This is a genomic window from Paraburkholderia sp. NMBU_R16, assembly GCF_013282575.1.
GTDB lineage: Bacteria > Pseudomonadota > Gammaproteobacteria > Burkholderiales > Burkholderiaceae > Trinickia.
This window is the reverse complement of record NZ_JAAAYE010000029.1, coordinates 45958-63478: the sequence shown is the minus strand read 5'-3', so window position 1 is coordinate 63478 and position 17521 is coordinate 45958. Positions and strand designations below refer to the sequence as shown.

General features: G+C 64.5%; 11 protein-coding genes and 1 pseudogene. All 12 read left to right on the top strand.

Going from position 1 to position 17521, the window contains the following annotated elements:
- Position 1 precedes the first annotated feature (1 nt).
- The 12 genes and pseudogenes from GWC77_RS16285 to GWC77_RS16235 all read left to right on the top strand — a co-directional run bounded on the left by GWC77_RS16285 (position 2) and on the right by GWC77_RS16235 (position 17521).
- Positions 2-3094, top strand: a complete 3093-nt coding sequence (locus GWC77_RS16285; RefSeq protein ID WP_173258548.1) for a hypothetical protein — start codon at positions 2-4, stop codon at positions 3092-3094.
- The gene (locus tag GWC77_RS16280; RefSeq protein ID WP_173258546.1) at positions 3091-4230 is read left to right on the top strand and encodes a hypothetical protein; all 1140 of its coding nucleotides are present in this window, start codon (positions 3091-3093) and stop codon (positions 4228-4230) included. The genes GWC77_RS16285 and GWC77_RS16280 overlap by 4 nt, the downstream gene beginning before the upstream one ends.
- Positions 4227-5246, top strand: coding sequence for a phage tail protein (locus GWC77_RS16275; RefSeq protein ID WP_173258544.1), 1020 nt, complete (start codon positions 4227-4229; stop codon positions 5244-5246). Before GWC77_RS16280 ends, GWC77_RS16275 begins: the two co-directional genes overlap by 4 nt.
- Positions 5247-5265: 19 nt before the next feature.
- The gene (locus GWC77_RS16270) at positions 5266-6090 is read left to right on the top strand and encodes a hypothetical protein (RefSeq protein ID WP_173258542.1); all 825 of its coding nucleotides are present in this window, start codon (positions 5266-5268) and stop codon (positions 6088-6090) included.
- A complete protein-coding gene (locus GWC77_RS29625; protein WP_254366994.1) occupies positions 6087-9494 on the top strand; it encodes a hypothetical protein in 3408 nt (1135 codons plus the stop codon). Before GWC77_RS16270 ends, GWC77_RS29625 begins: the two co-directional genes overlap by 4 nt.
- A gap of 93 nt (positions 9495-9587) precedes the next feature.
- Positions 9588-10541, top strand: coding sequence for a hypothetical protein (locus GWC77_RS16260; RefSeq protein ID WP_173258541.1), 954 nt, complete (start codon positions 9588-9590; stop codon positions 10539-10541).
- A 6-nt stretch (positions 10542-10547) separates the two neighbouring features.
- Positions 10548-11237: a hypothetical protein gene (locus GWC77_RS16255; RefSeq protein ID WP_254366993.1), complete on the top strand. Its 690-nt coding sequence runs from the start codon at positions 10548-10550 to the stop codon at positions 11235-11237.
- A 21-nt stretch (positions 11238-11258) separates the two neighbouring features.
- On the top strand, positions 11259-12074 hold the full coding sequence (locus tag GWC77_RS16250) for a hypothetical protein (RefSeq protein WP_173258538.1): 816 nt from the start codon (positions 11259-11261) through the stop codon (positions 12072-12074).
- Positions 12075-12084: 10 nt separating this feature from the next.
- Positions 12085-12594 (top strand): aspartyl/asparaginyl beta-hydroxylase domain-containing protein, encoded by a 510-nt coding sequence (locus tag GWC77_RS16245; RefSeq protein ID WP_173258536.1) that lies wholly within the window; start codon positions 12085-12087, stop codon positions 12592-12594.
- A complete protein-coding gene (locus GWC77_RS16240; protein WP_173258534.1) occupies positions 12581-14821 on the top strand; it encodes an ATP-binding protein in 2241 nt (746 codons plus the stop codon). The genes GWC77_RS16245 and GWC77_RS16240 overlap by 14 nt, the downstream gene beginning before the upstream one ends.
- Before the next feature lie 51 nt (positions 14822-14872).
- Positions 14873-15304 (top strand): annotated as a pseudogene (locus GWC77_RS29620) (DUF4157 domain-containing protein); the annotation flags it as partial.
- A gap of 90 nt (positions 15305-15394) precedes the next feature.
- Complete coding sequence (locus GWC77_RS16235) at positions 15395-17521, top strand: hypothetical protein (RefSeq protein WP_254366999.1); 2127 nt, start codon at positions 15395-15397, stop codon at positions 17519-17521.

Below are 17521 nucleotides of genomic sequence, written 5' to 3'. Positions count from 1 at the left end.
GATGGACCCGCTCCTCGACTTTCGCGACGCCGCCGCGTTCTACCGGCAGACGCTCGCGCTCGCGCGCGCCTACGTACCCGAGTGGAGCGACTATTGGCCGCCGGTCATGCAGGACACGACCACACAGCAGGACCCCGCCTTGACGGCGCAAGCCGTCGACCAGGATCCGGGGCTCGTGCTGCTGAACCTGTTCGCACAGTTGGCCGGCTATACCTCCGGCGTCGAGAATCAGATTCCTTTTCAGCGGCGGCAGGCGTTCTTCCAATTCCTGTCGATGGTGCTGCGCCCGCCGCTCGCGGCGCAAGCGCCCTTGCAATTCAAGCCGCGCCCCGAGCAGCCGGCGCAGCTCGTGCCCGCGCAAACGGCCGTGCTCGACGAAAACGCGCAGGCCATCCGCTTCCAGACGAACGACGACCTGCTCGTGGTACCCGCAACACTGTCGGCGGCGATGACGATCGTCCCCGCGCAAGACCAATACATCGATGCAATGCCGGTGCTCGGCCCCGCCGCGGCGAACGGCACGGCTTCGCAAAGCGTGCCCATTTTCGTCGCCGGCGAGCAAGTGGACCCGACCGAAACGCCGCTCGGGCACTGGTTCATCACAGGCGACGCGGAGCTCTTCAAGCCCGATCCGGCCTTGCAGGAGATCACCGTCACGCTCTACGGCGCGCAGCTCTACAGCGAATATTTCGCGCAATGGTTCGACGGCGCGCTCAAGCCGCTCGCCGCGCGCCTCGCACCGTCAGACGACGCACGCCGACTCGACATCACGCTCGACCGGATGCCGCTCGCTCCGCCGCTGACGATAGATCAACTCGTGCAGGAAATCTATACGCAGCAGGACCCGGGCGCGGCTTTCACCGCTCCGGCCATCGGCCAAGCCGATCTTGCAGATCAAGTGCCCGAATACTGGCTGCTCGTCCAGCCCAGCCCGCAAACGAAGGTGCTCGCCTCGCTCGCGCGGCAGCTGCCCGTCGTTACCGGGTTGCAATGCACGTTTCGCGGCAACGGCATCCAGGCGCAGCAGGCCGCGTACGACGTCATGCTCGTCGACCTCGCGAACGGCGCCTACCCGTTCGGGCAAACGCCGCAGGTCAACGACGCTTTTTATATCCGAAGCGACGCAGTCTTCGCGCGCACGGGTGCGCTCGTCACGCTGACGTTCGATCTCGCGCCGGTGGCCGTGCAGTTTCCGGTCGTGCTCTATTGGCAGTTCTGGGACGGCACAGCCTGGCAGTCGTTCAACGCGACGCTCGCCGACACGAGCCAGTATCAATTCGTCGACACGACGCACAACCTGCAACGCAACAACGCGAACGGCCCGACGTGGGTACAGTTCCAGTGCCCGAGCATGCGCGAGACAACCGTGGCCGGCAGTGCGGGGCTCTGGATCCGCGTGCAGATCGTTTCCGGGGGCTACGGCACGGCTGGAGGCTTCGTGACGGAGAACGTCGCGATCACGATCGATAGCCTCCCGATGCTGACGCCCGAGCAAAAGGCCGGCGTCACGGCCTACCTCAACGACGTCGAGGGCGTGAACTTCGCCTATCGCTTCAACGAAGCGCATTACTATCCGCCCTACATCCGCTCGCTCACGATCGGCTACAGCTACGCGGCCAAACCCACGCGCTACTGGAGCTACAACGCGTTCGAACTGACGCGCTTTCTCTACAACCCCTACAAGCCCGTCGACGCCCTCCTCACCGGCTTTTACTTCGCGTTCGCACCCGATGGCTTCGGCATTCAAACGCTGGGCAAGCGGCTTAGTCTGTACGTCTATGTGGAGCAGGAACGCGCGGCGCCGGGCGCCGCGCTGCACTGGCAGTACCACGACGGCGCGCGCTGGCAGCCGCTCGCGGTCGACGACGGCAGTTACGGCCTCTCGCGCTCCGGCATCGTGAGCTTCGTCGTGCCGGCAGAAATGATGCCGGCCTCGCTCTACTCGCTGACGGCATTCTGGTTCCGCGTCGAGAATCCGCGCGTCGACCGCACGATCCGCCTCTACGGTCTCTATCCGAACGCGGTGATGAGCCTCAACGTCACGACCGTGAAAGACGAGGTACTCGGCTCGAGCAACGGGCAGCCAGCCCAAACCTTCACGCTCACCCATACGCCGGTGCTGCCGGGCCTCGATTTGCGCGTGATCGAAATCGCCACGCTCGAGACGGCGGCGGGGCGCGATCTCGCTTCGGTGGGAGAGGCGGACGAGGTCAGTCAGCCGTGGAGGCAGGTGGAAAACCTGTCGCTCTGTGGGCCCACGGAGCGTGTCTATACGCTTGATTGCCAGAATGGCCTCGTCACGTTCGGCGACGGCTACAACGGCATGATCCCGCCGCCCGGCTATAACAATGTCGTCGCCGCGTGCTACGACTACACGCAGGGCTTGGCCGGCAATGTCCCACCGAACGTGCTGACGCTGCCGCGCCCGGGCATCGACAACATCGAGGCCGTGACGAACCCCGCGCCGGGGCTCGGCGGCGTCAACGGCGACACCACCGCGAGCCTGGCCGTCACGAGCCCGGCGCTCGTCAAGGCGAACGGCTACGCGGTCGAACTCGGCGACCTCACGGCGCTCGCCGCCGAGGCAAGCCAGGAAGTGGCGCAGGCTCGCGCGATCGAAACGGCCGAACAAACGATACGGATTGCGCTCGTCGCGCAAAGCGCGGCGCCGGCGCCTTATGTCACGCCAGCGCTTCTCGACGACGTGGCGGCTTATGTGCGCGCCCGCTGCCTCGCACCACTCGCGTCGCGCGTCGCCACTGTCGCGGCCGAGTACGTCCCGATCGACGTGACCGCGCAGTTGACGGTCGACTGCGCGCTCGATCAGGTGAACGCGCTGCGCGAGAAGTTGGTCACGCAACTGGAGGCTTTTTTTCAGCCGGTGTTCGGCGGGCCCACGCAAGGTGGCTGGTGCTTCGGTCAGCCGGTGCAGGCGCAATCCGTGAACCGCTTCCTGCGTGAGCTCCCGCAGGTCGCAGCCGTGCTGGGGCTCGCGCTGAACGGCCGCCAGAACGGCAATATCACGCTCACGCCGGAGCAACTGCCCGTGGCCGGAGAGATGACGCTGCTGCTCTCGCGGGGGGCGGCGTCATGAGCTTCGAGCTGCCGGACCTCGACACGAAGACTTACGATCATCTCGTCGCCGAGCTGATCCGCGCGATTCCGCGCTACACGACGTTGTGGACCGACTACAACGATACCGACCCGGGCATTACGCTCGTGCAGCTGCTCGGCTGGCTCGACGAATCGCTGCTCTATCAGGCGAACAGGATTCCGACACTCACCGACGAGAATTTCCTGCGTTGGGTGCTGGGTCTTGCCTTCAGCACGAACGACACGGACTACAGCCGAGCCGCAAGGACCGTCTACGATTACGACTTCCAGGCGCTTCGGGGGACGCTCGCCACCATCGAGCAGGGTCGCGCGGCCACGAAGGCCAGCCTGCAACGCGACGTGCTGCTCTATTTGCAGCGGCCTTATCTGGCGCTGACGCTGCCGAACGTCGAGCTGCTCGCGCAGCAGACCAACCTGATGATCGAGGCGCAATACGAGCAGCAGCAAGACGCCGAAAAAAACCACCTGTCCCCGCCACCGGCGCCGCTCTACGTGCAACGCGCCTATGCCCAGGCGCGCGACGAGGCGATCGTCGCCTACGTGCTCAGCAATGCGCAGTGGCAATACCAGTATCCGCAGTATCCGAACAACGAGTACGACAACTCGGCCGATACGATGCGGCGCGTGCTGCTGCTGCAACCGGTGGACAACGGCGCGCTGGAACGGACGCTGCTGAAGCAGGTCGGCGTCTATCTGCAGCCGCGCGTGCTCGCCGGCAACGCAGTGCGCGTCGAGGCAGCCGAGTTGACGGAAATCGATCTGAAAATGACGATCCGTTGCACCCGGTCCACGGCCGTCGCGGCGACGCTCGATGCGCTCTTCGCGCTGCTGTATGGCTATCTGCTGCCCACCGGCGGCCCCGGTGGAACGGGCTGGGCCTACGGCCACGCGCCGAGCGCCGACGAGCTGAAGCACCTCGTGCTCGGCGTGCCCGGCGTCGACGCGCTCGACGCGTTCGACTACGCCTTCTACCCGACGATCGTGCTCGCCAAGATGGCCGAGCTCGGCGCCAACACGCTGCTCGCAGCGCTGCCGGGCGGCAATACGGCGATGCTTTACGGAGGGCTGCCGCAGCTGCGCTGCCTCGACGTCACCGCCACCACGCAACCCGCATGAGTACGCCCTCGTCCCTGCCGTCGAGCTATCTGCGCTATCTGCCTGCGCTCTACAGTGGGCCCGATTCGGCATTCGTCGGCCACTACCTGAAGATCTTCGAGAAGGTACTCACCGGAATCGACGACGACACGCTCGAAGGCCAGCGCGGGATTCAGGAGCTGCTCGCGTCCCAGGTGATCGGCAATCTTTTCTACCCTCGCCTCAGTTTCCTTTTCGATCCGGCCAATACCGAATTCATCCCGCCGATCTCCGGTGCGCCGCCCGACCGGAAAGCGGCGATCCTCGCCGACCTCCAGCGCTATATCGGCGTGCCGACGCCCGCCAACCCGACGCGCGCGTTCGCGGGCAGCCCGCGGTCGCAGCCGACCTCTGAAGACGCCATCGAAACCTGGCTGAGCGGGTTCCTGAACTGGCTCTCGGGGTGGGTCGACCTCACGCCGGACGACGGCTGGAGCATCGACAAGAAGCGCACCGTGCTCGCGCAGGTCCTCGCGCTCTATCGGCTGCGCGGCACGCCGCAGGGGCTCGGCTTTCTCGTCGATCTGCTGCTCGATCTGCCGCTTACGATCACCGGCATCGTCTATCAACCGCCGCAAGACGGCCAGCACGCCGGTACGACGGCCCCGATCGAGGGCAACGTCACTGTCACCATCAGCAACCCGGCGCCGCCCGGCATCGCCGTCAACGACGAGGCCAGGAAAACGTTCGTCGTGCGCGATCGGTACGTGAGCGGCGATCCGGTCATCTCTGGCTACTTGCCGTGGTTTTTCAGCGTGTTGATCACGCTGCCGAACGCGAGCAACCCCAATTTCATTCTGACGCGGGACAACGTGCAGACGATCCTGCGGCTCAAGGAGCAACTGCAGCAGTTGCTGATGCGCGCCAAGCCCGCGGCGACACGCTTCGAAATCGACATCCTGCCGAGCATGCAGCTACAGGCGCCGAGCCCGCAGACGCAGGTCTGCAACGCCTCGACGCTTGGCTACAACACCTTGCTCGGGCTGCCCGGGAATTGAAAGGACGGAAAACCACGCCATGAGCGACACGCCTCTTATTCCATCCGACGTCGCGCTGTGTCTCAGCTACGCGGACGGCATGTTTCTGACCGCTCAGAACATGACGATGGAGCAGACCTATTTTTGGAACTGGATCACGTGGCAGAACCGTTTTCTCTACACGCCCGGCGTGCTGAGTGGACTCGCCGTCACGCTACAGGGCAACACGCTCATCGTCGCGAGCGGCGCGGCGATCGATTCGATCGGCGAGTTCCTGATCTTTCCCGACGGTAGCGGCAACATGATGACGCCCGCCACGGGCCTCGGGAATACGTATGGCCTCTATCTCGCTTATCCGACGAAGCCCGTGACCACCTCTCAACCCAACGTCGTCAGCACGGCGGCCATCCTGCAAAACGGCCCCGCTTCCACCGACCCGAGTTACGGCGTGCTACTGGCCACCGTCAATCTCGACCCGAACAACCCGGGCATCATCAAAAGCATCACCGATAGCCGTGTCGGCGTGACGAGCAAGCTGCCCATCGTGATTCCGCCGGCCGGCGCGAACCTGGCCAGCGCGGCGCCGAACCTGACCGGCGCGCGGCACGGCAACGTGCACGTCGACACCACCCGACTGCTGAAGCCCGGCGACAGCACGCAGGTGTCCGTGACGTACCACCCCGACAAGAATGCGGTCTTCGCCGTGTCGCCGAGCGTCGTCAACGCGACTGTCGTCGGCGATACGCCCTACGCCGTCCGGGTCTCGGAAATCGACACCGCGCAATTCGTCCTCACGCTCACTGCCTTGCAAACGCGCGTCGACGGCACGCCGACAGCACAAGTGAACTGGATCGCCCTGCCATGAGCGTGCCCTCGATTCAACGCCCCCACTACTTCTCCGGCGAAGCACTGGTCACGGACGACTTCGTCTGCGAGCAGCAGTACCACATGACGATCCAGAGCCTGAACAACCGCAGCCTTTACACCTATGGCGTCGCGCGGGGGCTCGACGTCATCTGGGACGCGAAGACGAACGCCAATCAGGTCGAAGTGCGGGCCGGCATGGCGATCGACCGGCTCGGGCGGCAGATCATCCTGCTTCAGTCGCAAATCGTGCAGTTGACGGACGTGGTGCCCGGCGCCACCTATTTCCTCACGATCAACTACCACGAGGTCTACGCCGACTACGAGGACCAGACCGGCGTGGCCGGTTACAAGCGCATCGTCGAGATCCCGCAAATCCGCTATGTGCGCAATTTGCAGGATCCAGGCCTGAACATCTTGCTCGCCGTGATTGGCTTCTCGAACCAAGGCGCCGTCAATTCGTTGACCTACAAATCAGGGGCCGCCGCGCGCCGCTACGTGAGCTCGACGCTCGGTGCGGTCACGCTGATCACGGAAGGTGCGGGCGTATCCGGCAACCCAACGCCCAGCATGTCAGGCGCCCAGGCCGATCTGCTCGACGATGTCCGCTACCCCAGCTTGCGCGCCAAAAAGGAGGCCAAGGGTGACATCGTCTATCTCGAAGTCGATGCGACGCAGACCGTCTTCACGGGCTTCGCATCGACGCAAGGCAACCTTGGCATCGGTGCGCCTCAACCGGTGTCCAACCTGCAAGTCGAATCGATTACCTTCAAAGGCCCCGGCAAGCTGACCTCAAGCGGCGTCGAGGTGACGATCTCCGAAACCGTTACGCCGTTCTTCCAGGTCGGCGACATCCTGATCTCCGATCCGCCTGTGCTCACGATGACGGGCGGAGTCCCGACCTTCGGCGTCTCGCAAACGCGTACGATCACCGCCGTCGATTCCTCCCGACGCCAAGTCAAAGTCGATCTCGCGTTCGACCCCGAGCTGCAGGCGATCCCCTACACCTATATCCGCACGACGCTCGTGCGTTTCTCTGGGAGCGGCGGCAAGATGCTGTTCGACATGCGCATCGACGGCACGATCGGGATCGGCGCGCAGGCGTCCGCGCAGTCGGGAATCGGCTCGGGCGGGCGCAGCGCACTGACGATCACGCCGAAACGGCAGGTCGGGATCGCGCTCGCCGACCGCGATCCGCAAGCCACGCTCGACGTCAACGGCACGATCAAGGCCGACGCGCTGACGGTCGGCGCGCAAATCCAGACGGGCTCGGTCGTGGCGAGCGGCACGGTCTACGCGCAAAGCTTCGATGGCAACGGCTCGAAGCTCAAGGGCCTGCCGATTCTCAGCTACTGGACGCGTGAGACCGTCGGCACGCCGACGAGCAATCTCTACTACACGCAAGGCAATGTCGGCATCCTGAACAACAACCCGATCGCTTCGCTGTCCGTCGGCAACGGCCCGGCGTTCGTCGGCAAAGGTGTCCTCACCGCGATCTCCGACGGTGTTCTGATCGGCTATCAGACGGCGTTCAGCGACCAGATCATGGTGGGCGACAGCATCACGGTCGGCGTGCTCGTCGAACAAATCGGCACCGTCGCAAAGATCATCGACGACGAGCATCTCCAGCTCGAGCAGCAGATGGCGATCCCGCTGACCCAAACGGCTTACAGGTATCAACCGCCCGGTGTCGACGTCGACTACGACAAAGCCACCGATGGGCCGGGAACGATCAGCACGAGCGGCATCGCCGTCGTCGGCAAGGAAACGAAGTTCACGAGCACGATGTCGGTCGGCGGCGCGATCATCATCAAGCGGTTCAAGGCGAGTGACGACACGACGGTACAAACGATGCTCGTCAAATCCATCAAGGGCCAGACGGAATTGACGCTGACCCAGCATGACGGCGCCCCTCTGCCGAAAGCAGTCGCGTTCGACGCGAGGAACTCGGCCTACGTCGTGTCGCCTGCATTACTCGCACTGATGCAGGCCAACAACAAGATCACGGTGGCGGACTCCAGCGCCACGCTGCCGCCCGCGCTCGCGGTCACGACGAACGGCAACAAAGACAAGCCGAACACGGTCGCGATCAACACCGAGCTCGCCTCCATCGACACGGATTACGCGCTGCAAGTCACCGGCGACGTGAACTTCGGTACCGGCACACTCGATGTCGACCACCTGAAGGTGAAAACGCTCGTGGCCAGCCAAAGCGTCACCGTGGCGAGCGACGACGGCTCGGCCGACCCACTGCTCGCAGTGGGCGCAAGCGGCGCGGCACCGCTCCTCACCGTGAACAAGACCCACGTCGTCGTCGGCCCGACGAGCGCCGACTATGCGCTCGACGCGCAAGGCGTCATTCACGCGAGCGGCAACCTCGTCACCGGCGCCACGCTGCAAGGCGCGGCACTGGCGGTGGCCGGCAACCGGATCGCCACGAACGGCAGCACACAGATGATCGGCGCTCGGGCCGCCTACGACCAATCCGCGCTGACCGACGGCGGCACCTACTTTACCCAGACGGCGTCGACCGACGGCTACGTCATGGCGACGGTCGGCGAGCCGACTTACACCGGCAACTACGCTGGCGCCTTGTCGGGCGCCACTTACAGCGGCAATACGCGCACGAGCTTCGTCTATGCGACGGGGCTTTCGTACCTCTACGATACAGGCGGCAAAAAGAGCGGCAGGTCCTACACGATCCCCGTACCCGGCGCATTCACGATGCCCGTCCGAAACGGCGAAAGATGGGAGCTGACACTCACTTGGAACAGCGCTTTCGGCGGGCCGCCGAAGGTCGAGTTCTATTGGATCCCGATCGGGATGCCGCCCGACGCCATGGCGGCGGAGCCCGCCCCCGCGACGCTGCCGAACGGTGGCATGGGCGCCATGCTCGATCAGTTGCGCGACGATCTCTCGAGCGGTCGCCTGCGCGCGAGCATGACGCAAAGCGCGCAGCAGGCGATCACGCAGCGGATGGACGATCTCACCCGCGCGTTCGGCGACGCTACCGGCATGAGCGCCGATCCCGATGCGCGGCAGCGCTTCATGCAGGAGCTCGCCAAGATCGTCTGCGCGCCGCAGGCTGAGCCGAACACCTCCGAGTCACCCGAGTTCGCGAGCAACGTGCAAAGCCTCGTCGATGTCTTCGCGCGCGTGACCGGCCGGGAGTTCACATCCGACGAACGTGACCTCCTCGTGGCCGGCGTGCGCGCGCTCGTGCAGATCAACGACAACGACGCGAATCGGCACGACCTCGTGCTCATCAAGAGCAATGTCGAACGCTTCATCGACAACGTGCAGCAGGTCTTGCGAATGCAGTTCGACAGCAGCCAGCGGCGCTTGCTGACGCGGGCGCTCGTGCGTCTCGTCGGCGACGGGTCGGCGCCCGCTGGCGGCGGTTAGCGGCCGGCATGAATGGCCGGCACGGTGCAAGCGATGGACGACCCCAGTTTCACTGCATGCTTCGAAACGCTCACTCACTCGAAAGGAACGAACATGGCAAACGTTGCAGACATGGACTTCGGTCAACGCGTGGCCTACACGCAGCATGACCTGACCAACGGCACGACATTCAGCCAGGTCGCTCAAGTCGCCGGCTTCGTGATGGCGACCGTCGGGCAGCCGACGTTCACCACCAACTACCTCGGCACGCTCGAAGGCTCCACCTTCACGCCGCAGGGCGAAATGACGAGCTTCGTCTATGCGACGGGATTGTCTTACCGATACATGTCGAACTCGAAGAAGGGCCCGCAGTCGATCGTCGTCCCGGTGCCTGGCTCGTTCACTATGCCCGTGCGTCGGGGGGAAACCTGGACGTTGCAGTTGACCTGGAACCCAGCGATCGGGCCCGCACCGGATATCGAGTTCTACTGGATTCCGGCGGAAGGCGAAGCCGCGCAAGCCGCATTGCCAGCGCGGCAAGCAAGCGCGATGGCGCAAGCGCTGAGCACGCTGCGCGCCGACATCGGCTCTGGCAAGGTGCAAAGCGAGATGCTGGTCTCGACGCAACGCGCCATCGACGCGCGCGTCGACGATCTCGCCCAGATTCTCGGCGACGCCGTGAACCCGGCGAGCGGCGAAACCGAACGCAGGCAGTTCCTCCAGGATTTGCAAAAAATCGTGTGCTCGGCTACGCCGCCCGGCGAACGCGCCGACAACCGCGTGGCACCGGACGACCTGCAAGCGCTCATCGCGACGTTCGGCCGGCTAGCCGGGCGCACCTTCACGGCCGAGCAACACGCGCTGCTCGAAACGGGCGTGCGCGCGCTCGTGCAGATCAACGATAACGACACGAACCGCCACGACCTTGCCCTCATCAACCGCAATATCGGCCTTTTTCTCGACAACACCGAACGAGTGCTGGACCATCGGTTCGTCGTCAACGAGCGGCGTTTGCTGACACGCGCGCTCGTGCGCATCGTCGGCGACGGGTCGCAGGGCGAGCGCTGAGCCGCAATGCTTGCCGCCATGGACGAAGGCAACGCGGCGCGAAGCAGCGCGCGGCTGGCAACGCTCGAACTCTTCGACGAAGCCGACTGCGAGGACTGGGTGCTGCGCGTGCTGCTGATGCGACGCCACTGGCGGCGACGGCACGCGCACGCCCCGTTCTTCACGCTCGGGCTCGCAGCCTATCTCGACTGGGCCGCGGCGGCAGGCGCGAGCGCGTATCGCGACGAGGCGCTGCGGCGCGAAAACAACGCGCTCATCGACGCGCATTTCGCGCCGCTCGTGGCGCGGGTCGCGGCTGCGCTCGGCGCGCATTTCGGCCTGCCTGCGCGGTTGACCGACGAAGCGGCGCGGCCGGGCTTTCATATCTACCTCCCGGACCCGGCGTTCGGCTTGCCGGTGGCGAGCGTGCACCGCGATCTGCAATACCGCGACGTGTTTGCGCGGCTCGCCCCGTCCGACGACAGCCTCTTCAGCTTTACGCTGCCGTTGAGCACGCCACTCGGCAGCGGCCTTTCACTGTGGCCGCTCGGTGCGGGCGAGCCCGAGCGGCACGCTTATCGCACCGGCACGCTCGTCGTGCATGACGGCCTGCTCAAGCATCAGGCCGTGCTCGCCTGCGACGGCGAAATCGAGCGCATCACGCTGCAAGGGCACGGCATCCGGACGACCAAGCGGGAAATCCTGCTTTACTGGTAGCGACCACAAGGCGCGACGAACATGGAAGCGACTTTTGTAACGAACGCGGCAACGCACCCGTTAACGGGCCATCCTGACCAACTCGAAGCCGAATTACCGCTCTTCTCGGCCGGACAAGGCGCGGCGTTCGCCGAGCGCGCGCGCGATCTCGACGCGTTCTGGCTGCCGCGCCACGCGCGATTGCCGTTCTATACGCTCGGCGCAACGAACTACTATGACATCACCGCGAATCCGGCGCGGCCTTACGAGCGCCTGGCCCGGCAGTACAATCCGCTGTTGCGGGAGTGCTTCGCTCAGCTGTACGACACACTCGTCGCTGGCCTTGCCGAGCATCTGCGGCGGCCCGTAACGTTTCTTGCCGGCTCGGCGCTGCCGGGCTTTCACATCTTCGACGGCCACCCCGAGTTCGCCCCGCGCGCCGAGCACGATGTGCTGCACCGTGTCTGGTTCACGCGGCGCGACGGCCCCGAGTTTCCGGGCAATCCGATCCACGTCGATACGGCACACGGCGCGCTCGACCTCGCGAACGTGTCCGTGCCGAATCTTCCGCCGACGCTGTCGTTCACGCTGCCGCTCGGCCTGCCGCGTGAAGGCGCCGGCATGGCGCTTTGGCCGCTCGGCGTCGCCGACCTTGCGCATCTCGACGGCGCGAGCCAGCTCGAACGCCTGCGCGCAAGCCCGACGCGTTTCGTCGCCTATCGCCCCGGCACACTGTTCCTGCATTCGGGCACGTGCTATCACCAGGCGCGCGGCCTCCCGGTCACACCCGGCGACCACCGCATCACGCTTCAGGGGCACGGCATCTGGATCGACGGCGCATGGCGGCTCTTCTGGTGAAACGAACGTCATGTTCCTCGATCCCGCCTCGTTCCCCTTCACGCGACGCCTCCTCGCGCAGTGGCAAGACGTGCTCGACGAATGTCAGGCGCTGCCCACGCTCGAATTCGACGCGTGGCCCGAGACCGCCCTGTACAACCACGGCTGGGACGTCTATGGCCTCTATCTGATGGACCAACCGCTCGTCGAGAACTGCGTCTTCTGTCCACGCACGACCGCGCTCGTGCGGGACATTCCGGGTCTGCGCACGGCGGGATTCTCGCGGCTCGCGCCGGGCACCGTGATCGCGCCGCACGTCGGCTACAGCCGCGACGTGCTGCGGCTTCATCTCGCACTCCAAACACCAGATGGATGCGGCCTGCGCGTCGGCGGCGAAATGCGGCGGTGGCGTGCCGGCGAGTGCCTGATCTTCGACGACACGGTCGAGCACGAAGCCTGGAATCGCGGCAGCGCCGATCGCGTGGTGCTGCTCGCCGATTTCGTCAAACCACCGGGATTCTCCGCCGATGAGCATCGCTGACGCCCTCCCCTACGACGACAACGCCGATCTGCTGCAGGCGTTACGCCAGCTCGGCGACACCATGATCGAGCGGGCCTTGTTGCAGCGGCAGACGACGGAGCAGCCGGACCCGGCCCTGCCTGCCGACCGGCTCACCGACCTCTACCGTCAGGCGAACCGTCAAGGGCTGTCCGACGCCCGGCTCCAGCATCCGCTGCAGCAGCTCGACGCAACGCTGCGCCGCCAGTGGTCGAGCCTCGCCGCGCGCAGCGCCAAGAGCGTCGACGCGCAGGTGTTTCTGCCCTGGGTGCACCTCGCGCTGCTGTTCCAGCTCGAGCGGCAAGATCTCGCGCTGCTGCTCTGCGCCCTGTTACCGGAGCTCGATGGGCGCTATGGAGCGATCCTCCAGACGTTGTCCGACGAGCCTCGTGCAGAAGCGCGCGAGCCGCTCGCGTCATTCGCACCGTTCGTGCCGTTAGCGAGCATGGCGCGCATGCTCGGAGGTGAGCCGACCGCGCGGCTCGAAGTCCAGCAACGCCTCATGAGCGACGCCGCGTTGCGCAACTGGGATCTCGTCGAGCTTGCGCCCGGCAGCCGGCTCGGCACGCTCGCGGGCGGCTGCCGCCTGCCGCCCGCGATCGCCGCGTATCTGCTTGCGCGAGCAGCACCGCAGTTGCGGCTCGAACGGCCGCTCGAAGAGATCGAAGGCGATCTCGAACTCGACGACCACTTCGTCGACGACACCGTCAAGCAGCAGTTGTCGAATTTCCTCGCTCGCGCCACGGCGAACGACGCGGAGCCGACGAGCTACGTGCTGCATCTGCAAGGCCCGGACCCGGCGCTGCAAGAGAGCTTGTGCGCCGCACTGTTCAGGCGGGCCGCCATGCGCTGCACGCGGCTCGACGGGCGCGCGCTCCGGCAAGCGTATGTCAACGCTGGCCGCAACGCCGCTGCGCTGACCGCGCGCCTGCGCATCCTGTGCCGCGACGCACTGCTATGCAACCGCGTGCTCGTGCTCGTCGACTGCCAATCGCTCGGCGCGTACGACGGCGCCGACGATTTGCTCGACGACGTGTGCCGGACGCTCTTCGACAGCCAGCGCTACGTCGCCGTCCTGAACGGCCCCGCCCGCCGCATCGCCGATCTCGCGCACGGCTTTCGCCGGCATCGCGCGGTCGCGGTCCTCGTGCGCAGCGCAGCCCCCGATACGCGGCTGCGGCGCGGGGTATGGCAACGTCATCTGCCCACGTTCGGCTTCGCGGTGAGCACAGCGACACTCGATCAACTCGTCAATCAATATCCGTTCACCGAAGGCCAGATCGTCTCGGCGTTGAAGGACGCCGCGAGCCGCGAGATCATCGACGCCGCAGGCGAGGACGAACAAGCGCTGCTCTTCGACGCATGCCGCGAGGAGAGCCAACGCGAGCAACTGAGCGTCGCGCAGGAAGTCAAGACGCCCTACCGGTTCGACGACATCGTGCTGCCGGCCGATACGCGGCGCGCGCTCGCCGAAGTGCTGCACTATGCGCGCCACCGTCATCAGGTCGTCGAACAATGGGGCTTCGACGTCAAGCATCGCAACAGCCGCAACCTGTGCGTGCTGTTCCATGGCCCGTCGGGCACCGGCAAGACGATGGCGGCGTCGATCATCGCCAACGAACTGAACCTGGGCCTCTACCGAATCGATCTGGCGAGCGTCGTCAGCAAATACATCGGCGAGACCGAGAAGCAGCTCGCCCAATTGTTCGACCAGGCGGAGGCGATGAACGTCGTGCTGTTCTTCGACGAGGCCGAGAGCCTCTTCGCGAAACGCACCGACACGAAGGACGCGCACGACCGCTACGCCAATCTGCAAACGGGCTATCTGCTGCAGCGGATCGAGACCTATCCGGGCATCGTCGTGCTGTCGACGAACCTGATGCAAAACATCGACAAGGCCTTCGTGCGCCGCTTCAAGTTCATGATCGAATATCCGTTTCCGAGCACGCCGCAGCGCTTGACGTTGTGGAAGAGCGCGTTTCCCTCTGCGGTGCCGATGGCCCAGGACATCGATTTCGAACTGCTCGCCGAGCGAGCACCGCTTTCGGGCGGCAACATCAACAACATCGCGATCGGCGCGGCGTTTCTCGCGGCGGCACAAGGGCAGCCCGTGTCGCAGCGGCACTTGCTGGAAGCCACGCAACGCGAATACGGAAAGCTCGGCAAAGTGTTCAACGTGCGCGATTTCGAGTGGGGCGACGATGATTGACCGGTCTCGTTCGCGAAAACAGGATGCGACACGGAGGTGAACGTGGCGAAGATGACACCCGGCGCACCCGTGAGGCGCGGCGCGCAAAGCGAGCCGGCTGCGCCGTCGGCGCAGGCTGCGCCAACCGGTGACTCCGCAACGGGGCTCGTCGCGATGGGCGAGTACCACTACGCGCGCAGCGTCGTGCAGCGGCGAGCGTCCGGGCAAGACGAAGGGGCTGGGCAAGCCACGCCGGATGTGCCGGAGGTGCCCGGCACACCGGCTGCACGCTCGCCTGCGCCGGTCAACCGCACGGGCCTGCCCGACGGCTTGAAAGCCGGTGTCGAGGCCCTTTCCGGCGTGAATCTCGACGACGTCAGAGTGCACTACCGCTCGGCGAAGCCAGCGCAATATCAAGCGCACGCGTACGCACAGGGTAGGCAAATCCATCTCGCTACCGGCGAGGAGCGGCACTTGCCCCATGAGGCGTGGCACGTCGCACAACAAGCCCAGGGCCGTGTCGAACCGACGCGGCAATTGAAGAGCGATATTCCCGTCAATGACGATATAGAACTCGAACGCGAGGCAGACCGTATGGGCGACGCCGCGCTGCGCATCGGCACGACGCCGGGGGACGCTTCGCCGGTTGATGCGCCGCGAACTTCCCCACCCAGCCCGCAAACAGATGTCATGCAAGGTGTATTCCTATACGACGGCAAGGAGATCGACGACGACGAAACGGCGAAGAACCTGGCGAAGTCGCTCTATGACGAGGTCTCCGGTAGCGACGCCGACTCAGCGTTGTCTATCGAGGATTTCACGCTGGCAATCGAGGAGCTTGCGCTATACGGTAACCACGGCGAGTTGTCGCTTCCGTATTTTAAAAAGCTTCTTGACGAAGGCATCGTTCGCGAGACATTTTCTTTCGAACGGGTCGGCAGGCGCCTTGAAACCCATATTGGGGATACCGCCAATTTTCCTCCCCGACGCTCGTCGTTTCACGGTGTTCTGGCTGAACGGGGGCGCCTGAAGGCGAAGAACAAGTCCGCCGGAACCTCCGCCAAGAAGCCCTCTCGCAAGCGCAAGTCGACAGCCTCCGACGGGACCGAAAGCGAAAACGACAAGACCGACTTGTCCTATACCGACCTCAACGCTTTGCTCGCGGGCGCCTTGCGAACCATTGGACTCTTGCCGAAAGATCAGGCCGAGAAAATCATCACGGACGCGGTCAACGCCGCGTTGGCGCACTTCGATGCCACGGGAAACGCGGTAAAACTGGACGCTCGCTTCAATACCGACATTCAGCTGATCGTCCACCATCTGCTCAGGTACCAGACGTTCAACCACGGCCCCTTGCAGGACCGCCCCGAAAATCGGGACGAAAACGCATTCAGAGCATTCCTGGTGGAACAAACGAAGGAAATCATTCGTAAGGCCGCGAACGATCTGCCCAGCATCGTGCCCCCGGTTCCGGACTTGGCCGAAGGAGGCAGCCTCCACGACGCACTACCCGCGCCCATCGACAGTAATCGTGCGCTCGCGCATTCGTCATTCACCGGCGAGATTTACAAAGGCGTGTTCAAGCTCAGTCAGGGGCTGCTCCGCGACGCTTACGATCGCGCAAGGCAGCAGCAGGCGCGCACGTCCGCTCCGAGCTCGACCTCAGGCTCAATACAGGTGTCCGATCTGCGCTCGCACCTGAACCCGGCGTTTTTCCAAACGCTGGAAAAAGACACGTCTACCGTCATTCCAAGCGGCGGCGGCAAGACATACGTCGCGAAGCATGCGAATCTCCTTTACGACGAGGACGCCGAATCGTTCGACGAGGCCCCAACCGACACAGACAGGGATCCCCCCACCGATACGGAGCTCTACGCGTCTCAAGACAACCTCGATCGAGCGAACAAAAAGCGCAAGACCATATTGAACACGTTGGGCGTGTTCGTGAAATTGGAAAATCAGAAATCGGCGCTCGACAAGGATAAAGACGGTGGTCCCAAAAAGCGCGCGCGTATCAGACGAGGCAACGATCGCCGGGTGACGCACCTCAATCGACATTACGGGGAGCGATTCGCCGGCATTGCTTCGGAGACGAAGTTCCGGGCGGACAAGATATCCGCGATCGAGAGCCGGGTGGCGCGTCTGCGGGCCGAGCAAGCTATCTGCGACGTATTGCTCGGCAAGACCCATCGGATCGGCAGGGCGGAGCTCAAAAAGATTTCCACGAAGAACCCGGCTTATACGATGGTGACGGCCTTTCTCAAGAAGACCGCAAGACTCAGCAAGGCCAAGTTCTCTGAACTCCAGACCGAAGCCGTACCCTTGAAAAAGGCAATCGAAATCTATGTGAAACAGCTCGATGCCGGAACGCGGGGGCTCGAGCTCAAGAAACAGACACTCGAGGAGTTCTACGCGAAAACGCCGATCGGCAAGATCCTCCGACGCAAGTCCGAGAACCCGAGAGGATGGCGGAAAGAAAATCCCGCTGTATTCGGTGGACTGGGTGACAAGGGGCTCGATGAACTGGCATCCGGCTCGGGCGGTGGCGAGACCCTGAGCGTCGATCCCGATGAGGAGGAAGAAGAGGAAAAGCCGCAGCGAAAAAAACGGAAGCGGAAAGCACCGACGAAAGCGAGCGTCAAAGGAAAAGAAAAAGCCTCCGATTCGGACTCGGACGGCTCGGAAGCGGACGACGAAGACGCGAGCGATAACGACGACTAA